General features: G+C 57.6%; 10 protein-coding genes. 7 read left to right on the top strand and 3 right to left on the bottom strand.

Translation table 11 applies throughout. The features are described 5' to 3' along the window. The 3 genes from IT585_07570 to IT585_07560 form a co-directional block, all read left to right on the top strand. Window positions 1-1,967, top strand: a 1,967-nt coding sequence (locus IT585_07570) for a TonB-dependent receptor (protein ID MCC6963093.1), incomplete at its 5' end; no start/stop codon positions are given. Window positions 1,968-1,970: 3 nt separating this feature from the next. Beyond that, a complete protein-coding gene (locus tag IT585_07565) occupies window positions 1,971-3,356 on the top strand; it encodes a sodium:solute symporter family protein (protein MCC6963092.1) in 1,386 nt (461 codons plus the stop codon). A 39-nt stretch (window positions 3,357-3,395) separates the two neighbouring features. Next, window positions 3,396-3,914 carry a DUF456 domain-containing protein gene (locus IT585_07560; protein MCC6963091.1) on the top strand — a complete coding sequence of 173 codons (519 nt, stop codon included), beginning with the start codon at window positions 3,396-3,398 and terminating at the stop codon, window positions 3,912-3,914. 24 nt (window positions 3,915-3,938) lie between these two features. Here IT585_07560 and IT585_07555 read toward each other — a convergent pair whose 3' ends face one another. Both IT585_07555 and IT585_07550 read right to left on the bottom strand, forming a co-directional pair. Further along, window positions 3,939-4,427 carry a redoxin domain-containing protein gene (locus tag IT585_07555; protein ID MCC6963090.1) on the bottom strand — a complete coding sequence of 163 codons (489 nt, stop codon included), beginning with the start codon at window positions 4,425-4,427 and terminating at the stop codon, window positions 3,939-3,941. 173 nt (window positions 4,428-4,600) lie between these two features. Then, on the bottom strand, window positions 4,601-5,149 hold the full coding sequence (locus IT585_07550; protein ID MCC6963089.1) for a peroxiredoxin: 549 nt from the start codon (window positions 5,147-5,149) through the stop codon (window positions 4,601-4,603). 167 nt (window positions 5,150-5,316) lie between these two features. Between IT585_07550 and IT585_07545 the strand changes: the two genes are divergently transcribed. From IT585_07545 to IT585_07535, 3 genes are read left to right on the top strand one after another with little or no spacing between them, the layout of a single operon-like run. Continuing rightward, window positions 5,317-6,690 (top strand): dipeptidase, encoded by a 1,374-nt coding sequence (locus IT585_07545; protein MCC6963088.1) that lies wholly within the window; start codon window positions 5,317-5,319, stop codon window positions 6,688-6,690. Further along, complete coding sequence (locus tag IT585_07540) at window positions 6,674-7,462, top strand: SDR family oxidoreductase (GenBank protein ID MCC6963087.1); 789 nt, start codon at window positions 6,674-6,676, stop codon at window positions 7,460-7,462. The genes IT585_07545 and IT585_07540 overlap by 17 nt, the downstream gene beginning before the upstream one ends. Window positions 7,463-7,474: 12 nt before the next feature. Beyond that, on the top strand, window positions 7,475-8,347 hold the full coding sequence (locus IT585_07535; GenBank protein MCC6963086.1) for a DMT family transporter: 873 nt from the start codon (window positions 7,475-7,477) through the stop codon (window positions 8,345-8,347). 23 nt (window positions 8,348-8,370) lie between these two features. Here IT585_07535 and IT585_07530 read toward each other — a convergent pair whose 3' ends face one another. Beyond that, window positions 8,371-9,174, bottom strand: coding sequence for a sugar phosphate isomerase/epimerase (locus IT585_07530; GenBank protein MCC6963085.1), 804 nt, complete (start codon window positions 9,172-9,174; stop codon window positions 8,371-8,373). A 93-nt stretch (window positions 9,175-9,267) separates the two neighbouring features. Between IT585_07530 and IT585_07525 the strand changes: the two genes are divergently transcribed. Next, window positions 9,268-9,615: a cupin domain-containing protein gene (locus tag IT585_07525; GenBank protein ID MCC6963084.1), complete on the top strand. Its 348-nt coding sequence runs from the start codon at window positions 9,268-9,270 to the stop codon at window positions 9,613-9,615. Window positions 9,616-9,680 lie beyond the last annotated feature (65 nt).

The following is a 9,680-nucleotide window of genomic DNA, read 5'->3' as shown; positions in this document are numbered from 1 at the left end:
TGAACGACCCCGAAGATCAGGCGACCTATTTCGTCGATATTCCTGATTTTGCGGCCAGCGTGAAAGATGTCCAGGTGCAGCGGGGGATCGGCAGTTCGCTTTACGCGGATGCATCCTTTGGGGGCACAGTCAATATTGTCTCGGCGGGAATCGAACAGTCGCGCAGCATTTCGCTGGCTACCGGTTACGGCGGATTCTGGGACGATGGCCGCTGGGTCGGCGATATGCAGAAGCAAGCGGTAGAGTATCGTTCCGGCCTGATCGACGGCCGCTGGAACTTCGCCGGACGCTACTCTCGCCAGCTCTCCGATGGCTACCGCCGCAATTCGTGGTATGACGGCTGGGCGTATCAGCTCTCGCTGTCACGTCTCGATCCGCGGATGACGACGACTGTCAATGTTTACGGCGGTCCGATGCAAATGCACCTCGCCTACTACGGCATTTCGCGCGAGCAACTTGCCAGCGACCGCCGTTTCAACCCGCTAACGTATGACAACGAGACCGACAATTTCAATCAACCGCATTACGAGCTGCATAATACCTACGAGCTGAGTCCCAATGCCTCGCTGCAGAACACGTTCTTCCACATCCACGGTGACGGCTACTATGAGCAGTATCGCGACGATCGCAGTTTTGCCGACTACAACATTCCGGCAACGATCATTACCAATCCTGACGGGGACTCGATCGGTGCAATTTCTTCCGGGGATCTCGTCCGGCAGCAGCACGTCCGCAAAAATCAGTGGGGCTGGAATCCGCGACTCGAGTTCCAGCAAAAGCAGGGTGCTCTCAGCATCGGCGGCTCATTCTACTATTTCGAGTCTGACCACTGGGGACAAGTTGTTTGGGCCGAGGGCATCACGAACGCGATCGATCCGCGTCATCGCTACTATGAATATTTTGGGGAGAAGTGGTTCGGCTCGCTCTACGCGGTACAGAGCCGCCGCCTCGGCGAGCGGCTGACTGCCAATGCCAGTCTGCAATTGCGTCATCAAGACTACAGCTTTAAACAAAATCGGCTGGGCGCTTTTGCCGGCTATGCGTATGACATTGACTGGACCTTCCTTTCGCCGCGCCTGGGCTTCAGCTATGCGCTTACGCCGGCGGTGAATTTGCTGGCGAGTTACTCGCTGTCATCGCGTGTCCCGGCCGATTGGGAGATTTATGATGCCGGCGATCCGTACGCCTTTCCGTCGCTGCAAATCAAGGCGATCCGGCGCAGCGGCAGTGATTCCACGATTGTTTTCGGCGATCCGACCGCCCAATCGGAGCGCGTTCACAACTTCGAGCTCGGTCTGAACTGGCGAACGCAATCCAGTGCGCACACCGTGAACCTGTTTTGGATGGATTTCGCCAACGAGATCGTGCCGTATGGCGGACTCAATGACCTGGGACTTCCGATCACCACCAACGCCGACCGCTCCGTGCACGCCGGGATCGAACTCTCGACCACAAACGCCATCGGTCGAATCTTGCAGCTGACCGGGAACTTCTCGTACAACTACAATCGGATCAGAGATTTTGCCGTCGCTGAGGCTGTCTACGACAATGACACTGACTGGAATTATCTCGAAAGCCGCTCTGTTTCTTACGACGGCAAGAAGATTCCCGGATTCCCTGAGTATATCGGAAATCTAATCGCCGAGTATCGCCGACCTCGTTTCAATGTCACATGTCGCGGTCGGATGATTGGGCGCATCTATGTCGAGAATGACAACGTGCGCGAGCTTTCGATCGATCCATACTTTGTAGCGGCCGTTTCCGCCGGGATTACGTTGGGTGAAATCGCGGATCTGGGTCGCCTCGAACTCGCAGCGCGGGTCGACAACGTGCTCGATCACAAGTATGAGGTTTCCGGTTACGGCGGCGCGACTCGATTCCGCGACGTTCCCGACCAGCATTGGTCGGAGTACATCCCGGCGGCGGGACGCTCACTTTTCACTACCTTGCGGCTGGAACTTGAGTAGGCCTTGGCGCTCGTCGACACACTGATCATCGCCGCGTATTTGCTCGGCATCATCGTCTTTAGCCTCTGGCGCCGACCGGCCCCCAGCGATAGTGCCGTCGAATACATGCTGGATGGTCGCCGCCTGACGTTGCCTGCCTTTGTTGCCACACTGGTCTGCAACTGGTACGGCGGAATACTTGGTGTCGGCGAGTATTCCTATCGCTACGGGGTTTCCAATTGGTTTGTCTTTGGTTTACCGTACTATCTCGGCGCTTTGCTCTTTGCGTGGCTGCTGGCGGCCAAGGCACGCCGTACCGAGTTCATCACGATTCCCGATCGCCTCAACCAGTATTATGGCCGTCCCGCGGCGATTCTTGGCGCCGTAGTCGTCTTCGGCTGGACTCTGCCGACTGCTTACATTCTGATCTTGGGGGTGCTCGGACAGGCCTTCTTCGGCTGGCCGAAATCGATCGGTATCGTCATCGGCGCGGTCATCGTTACAATCTATGCCTTCATTGGCGGCTTCCGTACGCTTGTCCGCGCCGACATCTGGCACTTTCTCTTCATGTACCTTGGCTTCGTGGTGATCTTCATCGCGCTGGTTGCCGGTTACGGCGGCCAGGATTTTCTTACCTCCCGTCTCCCGGAAACCCATTTCCAGTGGCACGGCGGCAACAGCGCCTGGTTCATTATCGTCTGGTATTTCATCGCGCTGTCGACTCTGGTGGAGCCGTCGTTTTTCCAGGCTTGCTATGCCGCCCGCGATGAAAAAACAGCCCGCCGCGGAATTCTCGTCTCGATCCTCTGCTGGTTTGTTTTTGACATGCTGACCACGACCTGCGGGCTCTACGCACGAGCCATCCTGCCCCCCGACATTGATCCCGTTTCCGCCTTTCCGCTGCTGGGGCAGGAGGTGCTGCCGGCCGGGCTGTTCGGGATCTTTGCCGTTTCGCTGATTGCGACTGTTATCTCCACCGCTGATTCATACCTGTTTATCGCCGCTTCGACGGCCGGCAAGGACATTTTCGCGCGCTGGCGGGATATGAATGATGAGATTATTAATCGCTACACCAAATGGGCGCTGATCGGGTCGGCAGTTCTAACCGTCGTGATTTCCGCCCTCTTCGAGTCGGTGGTGACAGTCTGGTACGGCTTTGGCTCGGTCGGGACGCCGATTCTACTGGTTCCGCTGCTGACGACTTTTGTTGGCAATCGCGTCATGAGTGGTCGGGCGGCCGTTGTCGCGATGGTGCTCGGAGGACTGGCTTCCACGGTCTGGCTCGGCACGGCGCAACTGACCTGGGACGGCGCCTACGCGCTCGGTATCGAGCCGATCTTTCCCGGTTTGGCGGCATCTCTTCTAGTTTACCTGGTCAGTGGTCGGCGGCGGCCGTCGTACCTTCCCTAATTGCTTAACATTTGTCGCGGATTTCCGTAAGTTGAACGCATGATCATGCTTCCCCTCCTTCAGACTTCCACCGGAGAAATTCTGCTATTTGCGGGCTGTCTCTTGACGATGTTGATCGGCGTTGCCGGGGTCATCGTGCCGGTCATTCCGGGCTTACCGTTGATCTGGACTGCGATGGCCATCTTCGGCTATTTCACCGGCTACGCCTATCTGTCGGGCGAGTTTCTGGTCTATTCCGGCATTGCGGTGGCCGTGATCTGGATCCTGCAGCATTTCGTGCAGGTATATGGCGCAAAAAAGTGGGGCGCTTCGCGCTGGGGGATGCTCGGCGCTTTTGTTGGCATGGTGATCGGACTGTTTGTCGGCTCGCTCGTCGGGGTGATCATCGGACCGCTTGTTGGAGCAGTGATCGCCGAGCTACTGGTCGGAAAATCGGTGGCGGCGTCCCTCAAAGCCGGTGCCGGGACCTTTGTCGGGTTTGCCTTCGGCGCTGTAGTTCAGCTTATCGTATCATTCGTATTGATCGGGATCTTCCTTTACCGCGTCTTTGTAGCCTGAAGCCCGCCGGATCTCTGTCTGCGACTAAGTGGACTCCGGCCGCGAGTGCCCGAAAGCAAGATGGTCTGACGAAGTCTCCAATCCGAGTTGAGCCTTAGTTTGAAGGTCCCCGACGACTCGCAAAATCTCAGAGACTGACCCAATCAGGGCATTGTCGGTGACGCATGCCAATCTCAAGATTCCGGCGGGGTCGATGATAAATCGCGCGCGCTGACTGAAGCCGGACTCCATAAGCACGCCGTAATTGCGCGCAATATCGTTGGATAGATCCGAGATCAGCGGAAAGCCGATCTGGCCGAAGAAGTGTTCGATCGCATTCAGGTGGGTGAAATGCGAGTCAACCGAGCAGCCAATGACTTCGGCATTCAGTTCTCGAAACCGCGGGTACATCTCAAGGTATGATTGCAACTCACGCGAAAATTCGGAAGTGAAGTCAAGTGGATAGAAGAAGAGCACCAACCATCGGCCGCGGAAGTCAGACAGACGGATTTCACGGAACCGCTTGTTTGGCATGACGGCAACTCCGCAGAACTCGGGGGCCGGTTGACCGACTTGCATGATACCTCCGGCGCAGAGCCGTACGGCAACTGCCTGATCAGGATAGACAGAGGCAGCCCCTTAGTCAAGGCGAACTTGTACAGGAATGTCGATGAAGACCGGCGTAGAATGAAATCGAGGCCATTGCCTCAATCGGCGCCGGAGTCGTAGTGCTTGGAGCCATCGAGGCCAAGCGTCTCGTCGCCCGGCTGCCAGCCGGCGCCGGTCAGTTCGCCGGTTTGAATTGCTTTCAAGGTGCGCAGGGTTTCGTCAATCGAGCGTCCGATTGACGTGTCGTTCACCACAATCGACTTGAGCACGCCGTCGGGATCAATGATGTACGTGCCGCGCAGACTGAACGCATCGTGCACAAGGACATTGTAGGACCGCGATATGTTTTTGGTGACATCGGACAGGAGCGGGAACTTGATCTGGCCGAGTTCTTTCTCGATCCAGGCGAGATGAGCAAAATGCGAGTCGACGGAGCATCCGAGCAGGTCGGCGCCGACATCCTTGAATTTGTTGAAGGCCAGCGAGAAAGCGCGCACTTCCGTCGGGCAGACGAAGCTGAAGTCGAGCGGGTAGAAAAAGAGCACCAGCCACTTGCCCCGGTAATCGTCCAGGGTAACCTTCTTGAATGTCTTGTCCGGCATGACGGCCATGCCTTTGAAGTAGGGCGCTCGCTCATCAATCTGCATCTTGCCTCCGGTTTAAACTCCGCTCGCCAATTGCCCCTGAACCTACCATCGTGAGGTGCCGTAGTCAAGCCGAATTCCGGAGGCGCGGCGCGGGCAAATCCGCTTGACAAAACGGCGGGTCAGGGTAGCTTTCCCAGCACGATTGACCCAAACCAAGGAGAGCGTATATGCAACCGGTATTGGAATACATTGACAAGAATCGCGGCAAGTTCGTCACCGATCTCGTCGACCTGCTCAAGTATCCGTCGGTCTCGGCGGACTCCAATTTCAAGGAAGACGTCCAGCGCTGCGCCGAATTTGTTAAGGCGCGATTTGAAACCGCCGGACTGAAGGCGCAGATCTTTCCGATCAAGGGCCACCCGATCGTCTTTGCCGAATACAACAATCCGGCCAACAAGCGCACGCTCCTGATCTACGGGCACTACGATGTCCAGCCGGTCGATCCGCTCCATCTCTGGAAGAACCCGCCCTTCGAACCACACATCGACGGCGAAACCATCTATGCGCGCGGCGCCACTGATGACAAAGGCCAGTTTCTGATTCACCTGTTGGCAGCGGAGTCATATCTGAAAGCCGGCAAGGAATTGCCGGTGAACCTGAAGTTCCTCATCGAGGGGGAAGAGGAGATTGCTTCCAACAATCTGGAACACTTCATCAAGGAACACCATGAATTGCTCAAGGCCGACGGCGTGATTGTCTCCGACACGGCGATGTATGGCCGCGGAATTCCAGCCATCACTTACGGACTGCGCGGCATCGCCGCTGCCGAAATCAAGGTGGTCGGACCGGACAAGGACCTGCATTCCGGGTCGTTCGGCGGCTCGATTGCCAATCCCGTGGTGGAGCTGGCGCGGATAGTCGCCAAGCTCCATGACGACAACAAGCATGTGCTCATTGACGGCTTCTACGACAAAGTGCGCGAGGTCGAAGGCTGGGAGCGCGAGATGTTTACCTCCCTCAAATATGAGGAAAGCGAGCATCTGCGCAAGACCGGTTCACCATCCACGGTCGGCGAGAAGGGCTACTCGACCCTGGAGCGCGTCTGGGCGCGTCCCACCTGCGAAATCAACGGCATCTACGGCGGCTATGCCGGTGAAGGCAGCAAGACCATTGTGCCGTCCTGGGCCGGCTGCAAGGTAACAATGCGGTTGGTACCGGATCAGACGCCGGAGGATATCCTTGCGAAATTCGAGAAGTATGTTCACAAGATCGCGCCGGCCACGGTGAAGGTTGAGGTGAAGAAGTTAGGTGGTGCCAAGCCGGCGATCGTTGCACGCGACAACTTTATGGTGAAGGCGTGCGTTGATGCGCTTGAGAAGGGCTTTGGTCGCAAGCCGGTGTTTATTCGCGAGGGCGGGTCGATTCCGATTGTTAACACGTTTAAGGAAGAACTCGGGCTCGATACGCTGCTTCTGGGCTTCGGCCAGCAAGACGACAACGCCCATTCACCGAATGAGAAATTCTCGCTCGAGGATTTCCATCAGGGCATCGTCACCGTCGCGCACCTGTTCGGGTTGCTTGGGCATGGATCTCGGGCTTAAGGACAAAGTTGCGTTGGTTGCCGGTGCCTCGGCGGGCATCGGCAAGGCGATTGCTGCCGCGCTGGCACGCGAAGGGGCACACGTCGCGATTTTGTCGCGGCGGAAGGCCAATGTCGCAACAGCCGCAAGGCAGATTCTGGATGAGACCGGCGCGAGCGTTATTCCGTTGGTGTGCGATGTCACACGGAAGGCGGCCATTGAAGCTGCGGTGCAAAAGGTCAACGCCAAGTGCGGACCGATTGACATCCTGGTCTGCAACGCCGGCGGGCCGCCGATGCGCCGTTTCCTCGATATAAAGGCCGCCGATTGGGACAGCGCGTATGCACTCAGTCTGAAGTCGACGATTATGCTTTGTGCCGCAACGGTCCCGGCGATGATCAAACAGCGCTGGGGTCGGATCATCAACATTACTTCGATCGTAGCCCTGCAGGCCAGCGAGACGCTAATGCTTTCGAGCACCATGCGTCCGGGGGTTCACGGATTCACCAAAGCTCTGTCCAACGAACTGGCACCCCACGGCATTACGGTCAACGTCATCTGTCCAGGGTACACCCGGACGGAGCGGCTCGAAGAACTGGCGGCTGCGACGAACAAGGCCACGGGCAAGTCCGTCAAGAACATCTACGCCGGTTGGGAGCAGATGATTCCGGCCGGACGCCTGGGTCGACCCGAGGAATTGGGTGATCTGGCGGCTTTCCTCGCCAGTGAGCGCGCCGGCTACATCACCGGCGTCGCTGTCAATATCGACGGCGGGTTTGTCAAATGTATCTGATCGCGGGCTGACTTGACCGAACATAGGACGCGCTTCCTCTATCCGGTGATCGTCATCGGACAATTGATTGCCGGCGGCACGTTTCCCGTCGCCAAACTCGCGCTCAACGATTTCGACCCGTTTACGCTGGCGTTTACTCGCTTTCTGATCGCCTCCAGCGCCATGCTGATCATCGCCCGCCTGACCGGCCGCCTGAGGCGGATCGAACGCGCCGATTGGTGGAAGCTGTTCTTCATCGGCCTGCTGGCGATCCCATTGAACCAACTGCTATTCCTGTACGGCCTGAAATACACTACGGCCGGCCGGTCGGCGCTCTATTACGGCGCCACCCCGGTATTCGTTTTTCTGCTGGCAATTTGGTATCTCAAGGAGAAGGCGACGATTCGCAAGGTGCTCGGGATTGTTGTCTCGTTTGCCGGTGTCGCTGTGATACTGCGCGCCGGGCGTTTCGATGCCGAAATCCTGCTCGGCGACATTCTGGTAATTCTCGCCGTGATCGCCTGGGCGGCTTACACGATTCTCGGCAAACCGATGATCCAGAAGTACGGCGCTCTGACGACGACCACCTGGGCGCTGACCATCGGAACGCTCCAGTACTTGCCCTTTGGCGCCTACTTCGCTGCTCGCTTTGACTACTCCGGCGTTTCCACGACCGGGTGGTTGTCACTCCTCTACATCGCGATTCTGACTTCCGTGATTTCGTACACGATCTGGTACTGGGCGCTCGGCCGCATGGAGGCCTCCAAATTGGCAATATTCCAGAATCTGCAGCCGATCATTGCTGCGATCCTGGCCGTTGTGCTGGTCGGCGAATCGCTGGGATTTGATTTCTATCTGGGTGGCGCGCTGGTTATCATCGGCGTGTTGCTGACCCAGCGCGGGTGAGCGGTGCGAGTTGCGATCGCAAATTAGACAGCGTGCATTAACTCGACCAGCTGATCTGCGGCAGCTCGCAAAGTCGCCAAATGCTCGCCGGCAGTTACTTCCGGCGTCACATCGATATCCAGATGAAGGGGGATGCGAGGAGCGATCGACAGGAATGCTGCGAGCCGATGCCAGTCCACCAGTCCGGTAAACATCATGCGATTACGAGGAGTGCGCCGATCAGTGTCGGCCAATTGCAGCGCCAGAATGCGGCTCGCCTGCGTTTCGAGAAAACGATACGGCGGCTTCCCCGAGAGCAGATCCAGTGCGGGATTATAGCAGACACCGAGGCGCGGTGATTGAAACTCCTCCAGCGCCGCCTCCAGCGTCTCCAGTGAGGCGGAGTCGATCAGATTCTTGAGCAGCAGATTGATTCGCATATTCTCGGCGGTTTCGATCAGATCGGTCAGCGCCGCGAGAGCCGAACTTGTGTCGCTGCCATGGCGGGTCGGCAAGGCATGCGTGACGCTCAAGACGATTGCGCTGCAGCCAAGGACCTGCGCGGCATGCATGGCATTAGCAATTGCGCAGACCGCGCCCATGCGGGTCTCGCCATGCGTGCAGGTGATATCGTAGTCCGATCCGAACGGCACGAACAAGAGGGAGTAGCTGAGATCAAATCGCTTTGCTTCAGCAATCAACTGCAGTCGACCGGTGGCCTTCTCGTAGCTGCAGTGCGCGGTATCCCGATTCAGTGCCAGCGTCCGAAAGCCGGCGGCGGCGACGGCCTGATACCAGTCCGCAACATTGATTTGCCGGTCGATATTGGTCGATATACAGAATTCCATTGGCTCCATAATGTCCGCCGGCGCCATGGAGTCAAGAACAAATTGACTTGCTCCCGCTGCTCGTGTACTTTTCGCCCAGCGAGAGGAGTCGTAATGAAGGTCCGCAACTACAACAAGGTCGAAAAGCGGGATGCTTTCCGCAATGAGAAGTCCACCGGAGTCTCAGTCCGGGTGGCCATTTCCGTTGAGGACGGCGCTCAGCAGCTCGCCATGCGGGTGATTGAGATCGATCCGGGTGGATTTACCTCGATGCACACGGAACCGCATGAACAGGCGATTTTCGTCACGAAAGGGGCAGGACTGGTGACCGACGGCAAACGCGAATGCCGCCTCGCACCCGACGACGTTCTTTTTATTCCCGCCGAGCAGGAACACCAGATCAAGAATACCGGCGACGGCCGATTGATCTTGATCTCATCCATACCGCAATGTCAGAGTTGAATACTACCGCCATCTGACGCACACAAAATCGCCGCCCGGTCGATCCGACCCGGCGGCGGTGTCTT

The sequence above is a fragment of the Candidatus Zixiibacteriota bacterium genome (genome assembly GCA_020853795.1).
In the GTDB taxonomy this organism is placed as follows: domain Bacteria; phylum Zixibacteria; class MSB-5A5; order CAIYYT01; family CAIYYT01; genus JADJGC01.
This window is presented reverse-complemented; position numbering and strand designations above follow the sequence as displayed.